The organism is Paraburkholderia terrae (genome assembly GCF_002902925.1).
In the GTDB taxonomy this organism is placed as follows: Bacteria; Pseudomonadota; Gammaproteobacteria; order Burkholderiales; family Burkholderiaceae; genus Paraburkholderia; species Paraburkholderia terrae.
This window is the reverse complement of record NZ_CP026111.1, coordinates 114,895-129,634: the sequence shown is the minus strand read 5'-3', so window position 1 is coordinate 129,634 and position 14,740 is coordinate 114,895. Positions and strand designations below refer to the sequence as shown.

The 14,740-nt window shown below is 63.5% G+C and carries 13 protein-coding genes; 7 read left to right on the top strand and 6 right to left on the bottom strand.

Annotated features, from left to right (window positions below; genetic code table 11):
• Positions 1–67 precede the first annotated feature (67 nt).
• A complete protein-coding gene (locus tag C2L65_RS00580; protein WP_042312989.1) occupies positions 68–1,567 on the top strand; it encodes an amidase in 1,500 nt (499 codons plus the stop codon).
• Here C2L65_RS00580 and C2L65_RS00575 read toward each other — a convergent pair.
• The 5 genes from C2L65_RS00575 to C2L65_RS00555 all read right to left on the bottom strand — a co-directional run bounded on the left by C2L65_RS00575 (position 1,564) and on the right by C2L65_RS00555 (position 6,466).
• Positions 1,564–2,874 carry an MFS transporter gene (locus C2L65_RS00575; protein ID WP_042312988.1) on the bottom strand — a complete coding sequence of 437 codons (1,311 nt, stop codon included), beginning with the start codon at positions 2,872–2,874 and terminating at the stop codon, positions 1,564–1,566. The genes C2L65_RS00580 and C2L65_RS00575 overlap by 4 nt on opposite strands.
• 255 nt (positions 2,875–3,129) lie before the next feature.
• Positions 3,130–3,441, bottom strand: a complete 312-nt coding sequence (locus C2L65_RS00570) for a high-potential iron-sulfur protein (RefSeq protein ID WP_042312985.1) — start codon at positions 3,439–3,441, stop codon at positions 3,130–3,132.
• 139 nt (positions 3,442–3,580) lie between these two features.
• Positions 3,581–4,687, bottom strand: coding sequence for an NAD(P)/FAD-dependent oxidoreductase (locus tag C2L65_RS00565; RefSeq protein ID WP_042312983.1), 1,107 nt, complete (start codon positions 4,685–4,687; stop codon positions 3,581–3,583).
• 280 nt (positions 4,688–4,967) lie between these two features.
• Positions 4,968–5,255, bottom strand: coding sequence for a DUF4148 domain-containing protein (locus C2L65_RS00560; protein WP_042312981.1), 288 nt, complete (start codon positions 5,253–5,255; stop codon positions 4,968–4,970).
• A 233-nt stretch (positions 5,256–5,488) separates the two neighbouring features.
• Entirely contained in the window at positions 5,489–6,466 is a 978-nt protein-coding gene (locus C2L65_RS00555; protein WP_042312980.1) for an AAA family ATPase, read from the bottom strand.
• Positions 6,467–6,793: 327 nt separating this feature from the next.
• Here C2L65_RS00555 and C2L65_RS00550 point away from each other — a divergent pair, with 327 nt between their 5' ends.
• Both C2L65_RS00550 and C2L65_RS00545 read left to right on the top strand, forming a co-directional pair.
• Positions 6,794–7,300 carry a hypothetical protein gene (locus C2L65_RS00550; protein WP_042312978.1) on the top strand — a complete coding sequence of 169 codons (507 nt, stop codon included), beginning with the start codon at positions 6,794–6,796 and terminating at the stop codon, positions 7,298–7,300.
• A gap of 28 nt (positions 7,301–7,328) precedes the next feature.
• Positions 7,329–8,126: an endonuclease/exonuclease/phosphatase family protein gene (locus C2L65_RS00545; RefSeq protein ID WP_042312975.1), complete on the top strand. Its 798-nt coding sequence runs from the start codon at positions 7,329–7,331 to the stop codon at positions 8,124–8,126.
• 15 nt (positions 8,127–8,141) lie between these two features.
• Here the strand turns inward: C2L65_RS00545 and C2L65_RS00540 are convergent, their stop codons facing one another.
• Positions 8,142–9,131 carry an aldose 1-epimerase gene (locus C2L65_RS00540; RefSeq protein WP_233446466.1) on the bottom strand — a complete coding sequence of 330 codons (990 nt, stop codon included), beginning with the start codon at positions 9,129–9,131 and terminating at the stop codon, positions 8,142–8,144.
• Positions 9,132–9,439: 308 nt separating this feature from the next.
• Between C2L65_RS00540 and C2L65_RS00535 the strand changes: the two genes are divergently transcribed.
• From C2L65_RS00535 to C2L65_RS00520, 4 genes are all read left to right on the top strand, one after another.
• Positions 9,440–10,492: a LacI family DNA-binding transcriptional regulator gene (locus tag C2L65_RS00535; protein ID WP_042313029.1), complete on the top strand. Its 1,053-nt coding sequence runs from the start codon at positions 9,440–9,442 to the stop codon at positions 10,490–10,492.
• A gap of 107 nt (positions 10,493–10,599) precedes the next feature.
• Complete coding sequence (locus tag C2L65_RS00530) at positions 10,600–11,604, top strand: ABC transporter substrate-binding protein (RefSeq protein ID WP_042313025.1); 1,005 nt, start codon at positions 10,600–10,602, stop codon at positions 11,602–11,604.
• A 561-nt stretch (positions 11,605–12,165) separates the two neighbouring features.
• On the top strand, positions 12,166–13,731 hold the full coding sequence (locus C2L65_RS00525) for a sugar ABC transporter ATP-binding protein (protein ID WP_174485091.1): 1,566 nt from the start codon (positions 12,166–12,168) through the stop codon (positions 13,729–13,731).
• The gene (locus tag C2L65_RS00520; RefSeq protein ID WP_042312970.1) at positions 13,721–14,728 is read left to right on the top strand and encodes an ABC transporter permease; all 1,008 of its coding nucleotides are present in this window, start codon (positions 13,721–13,723) and stop codon (positions 14,726–14,728) included. Before C2L65_RS00525 ends, C2L65_RS00520 begins: the two co-directional genes overlap by 11 nt.
• Positions 14,729–14,740 lie beyond the last annotated feature (12 nt).

Below are 14,740 nucleotides of genomic sequence, written 5' to 3'. Positions count from 1 at the left end.
CTTCCATTCTGGGCACGCCGCCCCGCGCGTGCCGTCATCACCATTCCTGTCCGCGGGGGTCGTCGTCGTGCAATCCGATTATCTCGATCATGACGCGATCGGCCTCGCCGATCTCGTGCGCAAGCGCAAGGTGAGCGCGCGCGAATTGCTGGAAACAGCAATCGCGCGCGCCGAAGCCACCAATCCCGCGATCAACGCGATCGTTCTGAAGGACTATGACGCCGCCCGTCAGCGCGCATCGCGAGAGCATGCGAACGGCGAGGATGACGTGATTGGCGACGGAGCGCTCGCCGGCGTCCCGTATCTGGTCAAGGATCTCGGGCTGCCCGTGAAAGGGCTGCGTATGTCGATGGGTAGCCGCCACTACCGCCATTTCATTCCAGACGAAGACGCGCCGCTCGTCACGGCCACGCGCGCTGCCGGACTCAACATCTTCGGCAAGACGAGCACGTCGGAAATGGGCCAGATGCCTTATACGGAGCCCGAACTGTTTGGGCCGTGCCGCAACCCGTGGAGTCTCGATCACACGCCGGGCGGCTCCAGCGGCGGCTCGGCTGCCGCCGTCGCGGCGGGCATCGTGCCGCTCGCGCATGCGTCGGACGGTGGTGGCTCGATCCGCATTCCCGCGTCGTGTTGCGGCCTGTTCGGGCTCAAGCCGTCGCGCGGACGGCAGCCGTCGAATGCGGTGCCCGCGCCCGGCGACCTCGGCATCGATCACGCCGTCTCGCGCAGCGTGCGCGACAGCGCGCTGCTGCTCGATCTCACTTCGGGCAACGCCGACCGTCCGATGGGCGCGCCCGGCACCTTCCTCGCCGCCGCCAGCGAACCGTGCAAGCCGCTGCACATCGCGTTCGTCACGGACCCGATGCTCGCGCCCACGCTATCCGCCGACGCCCGCGCCGCGCTCGACGACGCCGCGCAACTCGCAGCGTCGCTCGGCCATCACATCGAACCCGTATCGCTCGGCATCGACTTCGCGAGCCTGCGCGAAGCGTTTTTGATGATCTGGTCGGTGAGCGCCGAAAGCCTGGTGCTGAGGGCCGATCAGATCACGGGGCGCAAGCCCAATCGTGAGGAATTCGAAATCGCCACGTGGACGATGGGACATATCGGCCGAAAATTCGGCGAGCGCGAATTGCCTGCCGCGCTCGAAGCGCAGCGCCAGGTGAGCGCAAAACTCGCGGATCTGATGACGCGCTACGACGTGATCCTGTGCGCGACGCTCGCTTCCGCGCCAATCAAGATCGGTGAAATGCAGCCCACCGCCGTCGAGAAAATGCAGATGCGCGCCGTCACTACCGTTCCCGTCGAGCCGCTGATGCGCAAGCTGCTGACGGAAGTGTCGAACAAGGCGTTCGCGTGGGCGGGCTGCACGGAGTTGTTCAATCTGACGGGACAACCGGCGATGTCGGTGCCGCTCTACTGGAACGCGCGCGGACTGCCTATCGGCGTGCAGTTCGCCACGCGCGAAGGCGGCGAAGCGATGTTGCTGCGGCTCGCCGCGCAACTGGAAACGGCGCGTCCGTGGTTCGACCGGCGGCCGCCGCTGATGCCCGCGCGAAGCTAGCGCCGCTCCAGCGCATCGACGGGCTTGCGCATCGCGTCGAGATCGGCATGACGTTTCGCGGGCATGCACGCAACGGCGATGATCGACAGCGCGATCCCGCACATTACGTAATAAGTCGGCGCGAGCGGCGAACCCGTCGTCTTGATCAGCCACGTGACGATGAACTGGCCAAAGCCGCCGAACAACATCACCGCGAAGTTGTACGCGAGCGAAAGGCCGATCGAGCGCACGTTCGCGGGAAAAAGTTCGGCCATCAGTGCGCCGAACGGTCCGTAATAGCCGGATAGCGTGATCGACAGCACGGCCTGCACGAGAATGAGCTTGGACACGCTAGGCGCTTCTTCGAGCCACGCGAAGAGCGGATAGATCAGCACCAGCGTGAGACCCAGCGACCACAGCGACAAACCCTTGCGCCCGATGCGATCGGACCACGCGCCCGTCAGCGGCGACAACACCATCAGCAGCAAATTGCCGACGATCACAGCCGTGAACGAATCTGAATAAGGCAGCTTCAGTTGCTTGACCGCGAATGTCGGCAGATAGCTGATCAGCACATAGATCGTGACCGTCAGCGCGATCACCGAGCCCAGACCGCAGAGCACGTCGCGGGTATGGTGCGCGAAAAGCTCGCCGAGCGTCGCGCGGCGCGCGGTCTGCTTGGCGTGCAAAAATGCTTCGGAATCCGCGAGATTGCGGCGAATGTAGAAACCGATCGGTCCGATCACGAGACCGATGATGAACGGCACGCGCCAGCCCCAGGACTTGAGCGCTTCCGGCGACAGGCCGCGCGTCACCAGCGCGCCGACGATCGCGCCGAGCAGCAGTGCCGCCGCCTGGCTTGCCATCTGCCAGCTGCCGTATAAACCGCGTTTCGAGAACGGCGCCGCTTCGATCAGCAGCGCGGTCGAGCTGCCGAACTCGCCGCCCGCGGAGAATCCTTGCAGCAGACGCCCGACCACGATGATGATCGGCGCGCCGATGCCGATTGCCGAGTACGGCGGAGCGATGGCGAGCAGCAGAATGCCGAGCGTCATCAACGCGATGACCAGCGAGAGCGCCGCCTTGCGCCCCGCGCGATCCGCATACAGGCCGAGCACGATGCCGCCGATAGGCCGCATGAAGAACGCGACGCCGAAGCTCGCCGTGGTGAGAAGAATCGACGCGTAGTCGCTGCTGGAGGGAAAGAAGAGTTCGGCGATGACGACGGTGAGAAAACCGAAGACGGTGAAGTCATACCACTCGAGTGCATTACCGATGACGGCCGCTGTGACCGCACGGGTATTGAGGCTCCTCGCTGCTTGTGACATCGATGTCTCCGCCCTTCGTCGAGGCGTCGGGGTGCGTTGGTTTGAAGCGATTCGAATGGGCCGTCGTGAAGGCCGAGCGCGCAAGCCATGCGAGTGTAAAAGAGCACGACATCGGATTTCAAGCAACTTTCATACGACAAAGAGCGCGACACCGCGTTGCACGGTGCGCGCTCTATCCGTTCCTGCGAGAGGCGCGCGCGGCGATGCTGCATTGCATCGTCCGACACGCGCCCATGCCGACTTGATTTCGTTGTATCAGGCCTTCTTGTTATATGCGCTGCACCAACCCTTGCTTGCGACCTGCTTGCCCGCGAACATCGGGCAGCCCGCGTAGGCGTCGGTGGCCTTGCCCTGATAGAAACTGCAATTGCCGCAATCTTGGCCTGCTGCGTACTTCGCGTATTTGGCCTTGTCGACTTTGGACGCGTCTTCCTTGTAGCCGAGCGCCTGCGCGGTCGGATCGGATTCCGCGACCTTCGGTGCATCGGCGAACGCCTGGCGCGACAGCGCGAGCGTCCATGCCACACCGATACTCGTGATCAGAAACGTACGACGTGAATTGTTCATGGGGACTCACTCCATTGGTATTGTGGGGGTCAACGCCGTTCTAACGACAGCGGTCCCCAAGCATATCAATGAAGCCGACGCGCGTGATGCTTCAAATCCCCGTCATAAGCGAATCGGTAGTGCGTGTGTGCCTGCGCATTCAGGCGCGTCCGCTGACTTCGCACACGCGCTGCGCAATCGCCAGCGACGCAGTCAAACCCGGCGACTCGATACCGAACAGATTCACCAGACCACGCACGCCATGCGCAGCGGGACCTTGAATCAGGAAGTCGGCGGCCGGCTCGCCGGGACCCGACAGCTTCGGACGAATGCCCGCGTATGCCGGCTGCAGCGCATGATCGGGCAGCGCCGGCCAATAGGCGCGGATCGCCGCATAGAACGATTCGGCCCGTTGCGGATCGACGTCGTAGTTGATCGTATCGACCCATTCGACGTCCGGGCCGAAACGCGCCTGGCCGCCGAGATCGATCGTCAGATGCACGCCGAGTCCTGCTTCGTTCGGCATCGGATAGATCAGGCGGTTGAACGGCGCGCGCCCCGAGATGCTGAAGTAGTTGCCGCGCGCGAGATAGAGCGGCGGCACATGGCGTGCGTCGAGCCCGCGGATCTTGCGCGCGATTGTGTTCGCATGCAGCCCAGCGCTGTTGATGACGCATGCGGTGCCGATCGTCGTCGGCGAGCTGCCGCCTACCTTTACGATGAAGCGTCCGTTGATCGCTTCGATCGCTTCGACGGGCGCATGGAACGCGCAGACGGCGCCGTCGCGTTCCGCGTCGCCCTGCAGCGCGAGCATCAGCTGATGGCTATCGACAATGCCCGTCTGCGGCGAGAACACCGCTTCGACACATTGCAGCGCCGGTTCGAGCGCCTGCGCTTCCTCGCCGCTGATACGCATCAGATCGAGCACGCCGTTTTCCTTGCCGCGCGCCATGATGCTTTCGAGCTGTGGAATCTGGTTGCGCGCAGTCGCGACGAGCAATTTGCCGCAGCGCTGGTGCGGCACGCCGCGTTCAGCGCAGTAGTCATACAGCATCTCGCGGCCGCGCACACATAGCGCCGCCTTGAGCGAACCGCGCGGATAGTAGATGCCCGCGTGTATCACTTCGCTGTTGCGGGAACTCGTGCCGACGCCGATGGCTTCCGCCGCTTCCAGCACGATCACTTCACGTCCGCGCGCAGCCAGCGCGCGCGCGACGGCAAGACCGACGACACCAGCGCCGATCACCACACATTCGATCTGATCCATGTCCGTTGGACGCGGCTCACTGCGCCGCGTTCTACCTCGTCATCCACCAGGATTTCGATAGCGTGCGGTGTCGTCGAAACCGTGACCGCGTGCTGTCGAACGCTTCACATGCACAATGCGAAATGACGCGACGCGCTACAGACACAAATGCCCGCAGCCTTGTGCGGCTGCGGGCATCAATATGTGGGAACGCGTCGAGCGTTTGAATCAGTGTACGCCCACGACGCTCATTCCAGGTGAATTTGGCGGACTCGTTCCGCCTGAGCCACAACAGGCTTGATCAATCCTGCGCAGTTGTGCGTTTGAACAGATGGCGCAGGTCGACGTGTGCGATGGGCACCGTATAACCGCCCGTTGCAAATTGCTGAGGATAAGCAGGTGCGTTCGGATTCAGGCTCAGTTCACCGTTCGCGCGGGCTTGCACCAGATCGGCCTTCACCTCGGCGCGCGTCTTCGGTCCGTTGACGCTGGACGGCGATTGCGTCGGAGCCGGGCTGTAGCCGCTTGCGAAAGCGGGCGCGGCGACGACTGCGGAAATCAGCAAAGCGGCAAGCGAAAGCTTCTTCATGATCGGTTCCTGAGGTGAAGTCCAGTTCGAACGAAACGCTGTTTGCATTTCAGTGAACGGAGTCTAGTCCTCGCCTATCGGATTGCCGACCCTCATTAGCGGAATTGACTGTTGTTCGAATGTGTTCAAATCAGGCGCGAATCGCCCTGTTTTCGCTATGGAATAGCTGCAACATTGGAACAATGAACAGGTCGCGCGAGCGCGACCTGTTCGCATAAATAACGCGAACGACGCTAGAAACCGATCGGTTTGCGGCGCGAATTGTAGTCAAGGCGAATGTCGTCGGCGCCGATATGGTCCCGGCTCGCGATGCGCGCCGAGCCGAAACCGTTCAGGATCGCGCGCCGCATTTCACGCGGCGACGCGTGTGTGAGCGCGTCGAGCGCCGCGCCGCCGAGTTGCGCCGGAAACCGCTGGCCCCAGCCGTGCGCCGAGCGGATTTCGTTGTAGATCGACTGCGCGATGCGCCGCGAGCCGTCGCGGTCCGGCGGCGGAATCTCGTAGACGTTCATCCGGTTCAGGATCGGCTCGGGAATCGCGCGTTCGTCGTTCGCAGTCGCGATCCAGATCACATGGCCCGCGTTGATCGGAATCTCCGCGAACTCGTCGATGAAAGTCTGCGCGGTGTCGTGCTCGAGCAGCGCGTACAGCGCGCCGAGTGGATCGTATTGCGAGTCGCCCGTCGCCTTGTCGATTTCATCGACGGCGATCACGGGGTTTGCATAGCTGCCATGCACGAGCGCATCAAACACCTTGCCCGGCTTCGCATTCTTCCATTGCGACGACGCACCCGACAGAATCCATCCCGCCGTCAACGAACTCATCGCGACATAGTGATACGCGGTGCCGAGCAGCCGCGAGAGCTGCTTCGCAAAGTGCGTCTTGCCGATGCCGGGATCGCCGAGCAGCAGGATCGGCATCAGTTCGAGGCGGTCGTCCGTTTCGAGGCACAGCGCGACCTGCTTGCGGATGTCGTCGAGCGGCTCGGTGAAGTTCGGCAGCGAGCCGATCAGATCATCGATGGACGGCATCCGGTTCGGCTTCACGCAAAAGCGCAGATTGCCGACCTTCAGCATCTTTTCGTATGTGGAACGCAGTGCGTCGCTGGCGCCTTCGCTGAGTTCGTTGAGTGCCGTCTCGACCTGATCCAGGTCATAGACCTTGCTGAACGATGCAACTGCGATTTCCTGTTTCACCATGGCCGTTGTCATTGCTTCACCCCGTCGTGCTGGTCTTGCATCCGCAGCGTCCCCGACGCCGCTTCAATTTCAGTGTAACGACGCCGAAATGGCATGCAAGCCAGCAGTCATGCGGGTCTGCTGCTAACCGCACATGTCGGGCGAGACAATTGCTTGAATCGTCACATCCGCGCCCCTATCTGCAATGCAATGTAACCGCCGCGCGCTGAACCTTGGTTCCAGATCGGGTGTCAGAAAACCGTTATCCCGATAAAGCGTAAGATGGTCGGCGGTCGCAGAAAGAACGCGCGGATGCCGCACGCTTTAGCGAAACGCAGCGATTCCGGAGACTCTTTGTTCATGTGGAAAACCAGCCTCGTTGCCGCCGTGTTCGGCACCACGTTGATGGCGCAGGGCACGATGGCCCAGACGCAGCCGCGCAGCGCGCCGTCCGTCGTCAAGTGGGAACTGCAGGTGATGCGCGACGGCCAGCAGATCGATTCGTTCGACGGCAACACAACCGTCGGCCAGGCGCGCACGGATACGCATCATCACGTGGTGCAGAACAGCGTCGGGTGCAAGGACGTGCCGGCGGGCAGCATCGATCTCGCGCGCACGCTGACCATTTCGCCGACCCAGGCGGATGCGAGCGGCGTCACGTTCATCATCGACGCGCAGGAAACGCTCGAAGAACCGTCTACGCGCACCACCAGCACCGGCTGCAAGCTGCCGCCACAGCCGCGTCAGGTGAGCGCGAGCCATCCGGGGCTGAAAGTGCCGCCCGGCGACTGGACGTCATGGACGATCGTCGACAAAGATCCGAATCTCGTATATCGATTGCGTGCAAGCGTCGCAAACAACCCGTGAACTTAACGAAAGACGTGGATAACGCGGCATGCGAAACCCCGAAGAACTGATACGCGAAAACCTCGACAGGAAAGATTTCATCGCCGTGAGCTGGAACCTGCACAAGGGCCGCTCGCCCCTTGGCTTCCAGGCATGGCAGGCGATGCAGCGCTGGGTGCAATCCGTTCATGCCGACGCGTATTTCCTGCAGGAAGCGATGGCGCGGCGGATGCCGGGCCCCGTGCTCGCCAGCTCGTTTGGCGCGCGGCTGGGCGACATCGACGACGACGTATGGCATTGCCAGGCGACCGAAATCGCCGACGCGCTGCAATTGCAGATCGCGCTGGGACCGAACGTGTTCAAACCGTCGTGGCGGCATGGCAATGCGATCCTGTCGCCGCATCCGCTCGATCTCGGCGGACGCTGGGACATTTCCGCGCACCGCTTCGAGCGCCGCGGCCTGCTCGTTGCACGTGCGACATTCGGCGGTCACGCGGTGACGCTGCTGTGCGCGCATCTCGCGCTCACGCGCCAGGCGCGGCTGCGGCAGATGAACTGGATCGCGCACTGGATTTCGAAGGAAGCGCCCGACGGTCCGCTCGTGCTTGCGGGTGACTTCAATGATTGGCGCAACGATTCCGTGCCGCTCTTTCGCGAGCATGGCCTGGAAGAAGTCGCGACGCTGCTCGGTGAGCCGGGACGGACGTTTCCCGCGTTCTCGCCCGCACTTGCGCTCGACAAGATGTTCGTGCGCGGGATGAAGCCTGTCGAATGGATCCAGCCGGCGCAAGAGACGGCGTGGCTGTCGGATCACCTGCCGTATATGGCGCGACTGCGCGTCGACTGAACGCGCGTTGACGCGTCAGCCGCGCTGCGGTTTCCAGTTGAGTTCGCCGCTGATCGCTTCGCCGGGCTGGAGCACGCGGTAGCCTGAACGCTCGCGTGCGCCATCGTCTTCGTTAGCGTTGAAGCAGTCGGTCGTATTCGTGACAGGCTCGACGCACAACTGCACATCGTTCGCGGGCGCGAACACCACCAGATGATCGAACGGCGCATCCGCGGTCATCGTCACGCCGCGCGCTTCGTCCGGCCATGCAATCGTCGCGCTGCGCGTCCAGCCGCTGAAGTTGTTGTCGAGATCGAACGCGTCGGCGCTCATGCCGCGCCTGAGCGCATCGACAGCGCCATGCAGGCCGAGATGCGTCGGCAACACGTGCGCGTCGGCGTGCCACATTTCATCCACATGCGCGGTAATCACCGTGTTCGACGTGCGCGGATAGTACGGGTGATGGCCCATGCCGAACGGCATCGGACTTTCCGAGAGGTTCTGCGCGGCGAGCGTCACGCGCAATGCATCGCCCAGCAATTCGATGCGCTGGCTCGCGCGATAGTGAAACGGCCAATCGCCGCGCTTTTCGCTATCCGGCTCATGCTCGAAGTGCAGTTCGACGGACGAAGCCGTGCGCGCGCCAACGCGCCACGGCCTGCGCCACGCATGACCATGCAGCGCATGCGCATAGCCGTTTCCGTCGCCGCCGAGATCGATCGTGCGGCCGTCGAACTCGAAGCGCGCATCGCGGATGCGGTTGCAATACGGAAAGAGCGGGAAGCTCGCCATCCGCAGCGGATCGCAAGCGGCGAGCGCCGCGCTCGTCGCCGGACGCAGCCAGTGCAGCACGCGTTGCGACGTGTGCTCGCGCACCACGTCGAAATAAGCGGCAATCGATCCGCCGACCTCCGGCGCGACCACGAGCGTCGTATCGCCACTGGACAACACGACGAGCGACGGGTCGTCGATGCGCAGATCGGTGGCGGGATCAGCTGCGGACGGATGGAAGGAAGCTTCGCGCATAGTCGTTTGAATGGGCGTGGGCGGTTGCGACGTCGTCGGGCGCGCGTTCGATGCCATGCGCCGAAGAGCGGCCCGCGCGAGCGAGAATCGCACGGCTGAATTCTCCGGTCAATATTATTAGTAATAATGTCGACGAAAGTCCGCCGCCAGAGGCTATCGTGGCCCAGTAAAAAAGCGGGGTTTGCGTGTGTTGTCCAGCGCATATTATTAGTGGTACCGTCAGTACACGATGCCTGCGGCATTCACCGTCAACGAGCCGCCGTTGCGCGGCCAGATCAATGAAAAAATCGACTCAGCGCCGCCCGACGATGACCGATATCGCCAAACTCACCGGCGTGTCGCAATCGACTGTTTCTCTCGTCCTGAACAACGCGACCGGCGCCAAATTCTCCGAAGCGACCCGCAACAAGGTGCTGAAAACCGCGCAGGATCTCGGCTATCGCCTCACCCCGCGCGAGCCGCTGCCGCCGTCGTCGGGCGAGCGCAATCTGATCATCTATCTCGCCGACGAAATCTCGACCAGCCCGCACCCCGTCGTGAACATCGACGGCGCGCGTGATGCCGCCTACGCGAACGGCAAGCTGCTCGCCGTCTACTCGACGCATGGCAACGCCGACATCGAGCAGCAGGTGCTCGACGCGGCTCTCGCGAGCCCGACCGTGTTCGGCGTGGTCTACGCGACTGTCTACACCCGCAAGGTGACGCTGCCCGCCGCACTCGCGCGCGTGCCGACCGTGCTGCTGAACTGCTACACGAGCGAGGGCGGCCAGTCGTCGATCGTTCCTGCTGAAGTCGCGGGCGGCCATGTCGCGACCGAATACCTGCTGCGCGCGGGACACCGGCGGATCGGCTACATCAACGGCGAGCACTGGCAGGACGCGGCGAAAGACCGTCTGAAGGGCTACCGCACCGCGCTCGCGACCGCCGACCTGCCGTTCGCGCCCGAGATGGTCCGCGACGGCGACTGGAGTTCGGGCACGGGCTTCGAGCACACGCTGTCGCTGATGCGCGAGCCTAATCCGCCGACCGCGATCTTCTGCGCGAACGACCTGATGGCGCTCGGCGCGATCGAGGCGCTCAAGCAGCTCGGCTACCGCGTGCCCGACGACGTCTCGGTGCTCGGCTACGACGATCAGGAAATCGCGCGCCACACGCATCCGCCGCTGTCGACCGTCGTGCTGCCGAACTACGAACTAGGGCGCTGGGCCGTCGATACGCTGCTTCAGGAAGTACACAACCAGGCAGCGGGCGCACCCGTGCGTCACCGGATGGTGAAACTCGACGGGCCGTTGATCGAACGTGGGTCAGTCAGGGAAATTACCGAGGCAAAACGCGCTGTAATTAATATTATTAGTGATTGACCAATAATAATTCGCGATGGAATAATCGACACGTCCGGTCACCACCGACGTGCCGGCGGCAGTTGAAGCACAAAAGCAAAACACACCAACTGGTACTGGAGGAAGACATGGCGTCGCACAATCGGGATTCGCGCGGGCAGCGGCTTCAGCCGCTCGCCGCAGCATTGCTGGCAATCACTTTGGGATTTGGCATGGCATCGGCGCAGGCTGACGATCTGCCGAAAATCCCCACCAAGAAACCGCTGAAAGTGGGCTTCGCTCAGACGGAGAGCAACAACCCCTGGCGCCTCGCCGAAACCCAGAGCTTCAAGGACATCGCCGCCAAGTGCGGCTGGCAGATGGTGATGACGGATGCCAACGGGTCCAACTCGAAGCAGGTCTCCGACATCCAGAGCATGATCGCGCAGCACGTCGATCTGCTTGTGTTCCCGCCGCGTGAAGAGAAGCCGCTCGCGCCCGTCGTGTTGCAGGCTAAGAAGGCGGGCATTCCCGTGATTCTCGTCGACCGCAACGTCGATCAATCGGTGGCGAAAGCGGGCCGCGACTACATCACGTTCATCGGCTCGGACTTCATCGACCAGGGCCACCGCGCAGCCGACTGGCTCATCAAGGCGACGGGCGGCAAGGCGAAGATCATCGAACTCGAAGGCACAACGGGCGCTTCCGCCGCGAACGACCGCAAGAAGGGCTTCGACGAAGTGATCGCGAAGAATCCGGGCATGTCGATCATCGCGTCGCAAAGCGGCGACTTCGCGCGCGACAAGGGCCGTCAGGTAATGGAAACGCTGTTGCAGGCGCATCCTGATGTCACGGCCGTCTACGCGCACAACGACGAAATGGCGCTCGGCGCGATCGCCGCGATCAAGGCGGCAGGCAAGCAGCCGGGCAAGGATATCCAGATCGTCACGATCGACGGCACGAAGGGCGGCCTCGACGCGATCGCGGCGGGCGAGCTTGGCGCGAGCGTGCAGTCGAGCCCGTTCTTCGGCCCGCTCGCATGCGACGTCGCGCAGAAGTTCGCGAAGGGCGAGAAGGTGCCGACTTGGGTCAAGGTGTCGGACCGCTTCTACGACAAGGGTAACGTGCAGGAAAGCATGCAGTACGGTTATTGAGCGTTCGTTGGTGTAACCCGGCCGGCGCGTTTTCGGTTTTCACGCAGCGAGGCGCGCGCAGCACGGCCGACACGCTGGGCTTCACCGGGCATTCGTGCCCGGCTGACGGGAAGGGTTCGAGGCGACGTGTCTGTGGCGCGCGCGTTCGCGTTCCATGGGGCGTCGCTTCGCTTTGTCGGGCGTACCATCGACTTCGCGAACTGACCGACAGTATGTAATTCGCGCGCCGGCCGTCGCGATAGCCACGGGCCGCGCTGCATCGCAAGCGATGCAGCATGGTGCCATGCGTAAGGCGCTAAAGCGCTAACGCTTTGCATGGGGCCGGACTAAGCGCTAAAGCGCCAAGTCGGGGCCGACATCTGGTCGACCGCGCTGCATGGGACCATGCGTAAGCGCTAAAGCGCTAACGCTGGTCGACCGCGTTGCATGGGACCAGCGTAAGCGCTAAAGCGCTAACGCTGGTCGACAAAGGAGACACACGTGACGCAATCCCACGCGCCTTCCGACGCGGCCCCCGGCGCTCATCCGCCGCCGCCGTCCTCACGCGCGACCCTGCTCGACATGCAGGGCATCGACATTTCGTTCGGCGGCGTGCCCGCGTTGCGCGGCGCGAATCTCAGCGTCGCCGCAGGCGAGGTGCATGCGTTGATCGGTCAGAACGGCGCGGGCAAATCGACGATGATCAAGATCCTCACGGGCGCCTACCGGCGCTCGGGTGGCAGCGTGCGCTTCGAAGGTCGCGAGATCGATTTCCGCACGCCGAAGGAAGCGCGCGAAGCAGGCATCAGCACGATCTACCAGGAGATCAACCTGGTGCCGTTCCGCTCGGTGGCTGAGAACATTTTCCTGGGCCGCGAGCCGCGCCGCTTCGGTCTGATCGACTGGCGCGAAGTGCAGCGGCGCGCGTCTGCGCTGCTCGAATCGTTCGGTTTGCAGATCGACGTGAAGAAGCCCGCGGGCAGCTATTCGACGGCGATTCAGCAGATGGTTGCGCTCGCGCGCGCCGTGTCGTCGGACGCGAAGATGGTCATCATGGACGAATCGACTTCGTCACTCGACGAACGCGAAGTCGAACTGCTGTTCACCGTCGTGCGCAAGCTGCGAGACGACGGGCGCGCGGTGATCTTCGTGTCGCATCGGCTCGACGAACTGTATGCGCTGTGCGACCGCGTGACGGTGATGCGCGACGGCCAGACCGTCGCGCAAAGCGCAATGAAAGATATCGACAAGCGCCAGCTCGTCACGACTATGCTCGGCCGCACGCTCGCCGCCGTCGTGCAGGACGACAGCACCGCGCGCGAGGCGAATCTCGCGCGACGCGGCGACAAGGCGATCTCGGCGCGCAATCTGTCCGCGCATCCAAAGGTGAGCGACGTGTCGCTCGATGTGCATGCGGGCGAAGCCGTCGGCCTCGCGGGCCTGCTCGGCTCGGGCCGTACGGAAACGATGCGCCTGCTGTTCGGCGCCGACCCCGCCGAGCGCGGCACGCTGTCGATCAACGGCAAGGACGTCGCGCTGAAGTCGCCGCAGGATGCGATCGCGCGCGGCCTCGCGTATCTCACGGAAGACCGCAAGGCCGAAGGCATCGTGCCGGACCTGTCGGTGCGCGACAACCTCACGCTCGTCTGTCTGCGCACGCTGTCGAAGCACGGCATCGTCGATGTGAAGCAGCAGCAGGCGATCGTCGATCGCTTTATTGCGTCGCTCGGCATCAAGCTGCGCTCGCCCGATCAGCCGATCCGCGAACTGTCGGGCGGCAATCAGCAGAAGGTGCTGCTCGCGCGCTGGCTCGCCGCGCAGCCGTCGCTGCTATTGCTCGACGAGCCGACACGCGGCATCGACGTCGGCGCAAAGGCGGATGTCGCGAAGATCGTGCGCGAACTGCGCGACGAAGGCATGGCGGTGCTGTTGTCCGCTTCCGAACTCGAAGAACTGACGGCCGTGGCCGATCGCGCCGTCGTGATTCGCGACGGACGTACGGTCGCCGAACTGGATGGCGCGCAAATGAGCGAATCCGCGATCATGGACGCGATTGCCTACGGCAGCGCGGGCACCTCGCAACTGGTGGAAGCAGCGCAGTCCGCGCATATCGACGATGCACTGGAGGGCGACCGTCATGGCTCATGAGTCGCTGCGCAACGACGGCGCGCCGCTCGCTTCGGCTTCAGCGCCGCCCGATCCATCGACGGTGAGGAAGAAGCGCCGCATCACCATTCAGCGCGAGATCGTCGTGCTGCTTGCGATGCTCGTCTTCAACCTGCTCTTCACACAACACTTCTGGTCGCTGCAAACCTTCAACGTCAATCTGACGCAGGTCGTGACGATCGTGATCGTCGGGATCGGCATGACGCTGGTTGTCGCGACGGGCGGCATTGATTTGTCCGTGGGCGCGTCGATGGCGATTGCGGGCGCGCTCGCGCCAATGCTGTTCATGCACATTGCCGGGCCGCTCGGCATCGCGCTCGCGTTCGTGCTGCCCGTTCTCGCCGCCGCCGTGTGCGGTGTGTTCAACGGCTTTCTCGTCACGCGATTAGCCGTGCAACCCATTGTCGCGACGTTGGTGCTGTTCATCGCCGGGCGCGGCATCGCGCAGGTCGTCACCGACGGCAGCTTGCAGGCGTTCAACAATCCCGCGTTCCAGTGGATCGCGCTCGGCAAGGTGGCGGGCGTTCCATTCCAGGTGCTGCTGATGTTCGCGCTTGTCGCGTTCTTCGCGTGGGTCGTGAAGAAAACGCTGTTTGGCCAGTATCTGCTCGTCACGGGCGGCAACGAAAAGTCCGCGTATCTGAGCGGCGTGCCGACCGCGCGCGTAAAGATGATCGCGTACACGCTGTGTGCGGCGCTGTCCGGCCTTGCAGGGCTGATTTCGATTTCGGTGAATTCGTCGTCGGATGCGAATGTGGTTGGGCTCGGCATCGAGCTCGATGCGATTGCCGCCGTGGCCGTCGGTGGCACGGCGTTGACGGGCGGCAAGGCGTATATCGGCGGCACGCTGATCGGCGCGCTGATCATCCAGTTGCTGCGCTACACGCTGCTTGCGCACGGCATTCCCGATGCGGCTGCGCTCGTCGTCAAGGCGGGCATCATCATCGCGGCTGTGTATGTGCAGCGGCGTTCGCGCTAAACGCTTGGCAAA